Here is a 385-nt window from a genome sequence, read left to right as displayed (position 1 = left end):
GAACACCCAACGAACGCAACCGTTGTTGCGCGGCACCCTGTAGCTCACGCGCGCTCGCGGACTGAGCTTGGCTCAGGGTATGTGCTTCGGCGATGGCCGCGTTCCATGCCGGGGCCTGCACGGTGGCCAGCGCTTGACCACGACGAACCTCGGTAAACGGCGCCTTTACCTGCACGTGGGTGATCAAGCCTTCCGTGCGCGCACTGACCTCGGTATCCTGGGTCAGATCCCACGTCAGTGTGCCCGGCACGCGTACAGCAGTCCCTAGTGACTCTACCGTCACTTCCTGAGTGCGTATGCCCACGTTCTGCTGCAGGCGCGGATTGATCTGCGTTCCGCCGCCCATGGCCTCATCTGCGTATTAGGGCAGCAACTTCATATCCAT

1 protein-coding gene is annotated in these 385 nt (G+C 62.1%); it reads right to left on the bottom strand.

Annotated elements, in window-relative coordinates; translation table 11 throughout:
* Positions 1-346: efflux RND transporter periplasmic adaptor subunit (locus KVS69_RS18940; protein ID WP_254622291.1), on the bottom strand; the 346-nt coding region annotated here is incomplete at its 3' end.
* Positions 347-385: the final 39 nt, after the last annotated feature.

It is taken from the genome of Stenotrophomonas sp. GbtcB23, from assembly GCF_019091045.1.
In the GTDB taxonomy this organism is placed as follows: domain Bacteria; phylum Pseudomonadota; class Gammaproteobacteria; order Xanthomonadales; family Xanthomonadaceae; genus Stenotrophomonas; species Stenotrophomonas rhizophila_A.
Note: the sequence above shows the minus strand (reverse complement) of the source record. Positions and strands in the feature narration are given on the sequence as shown.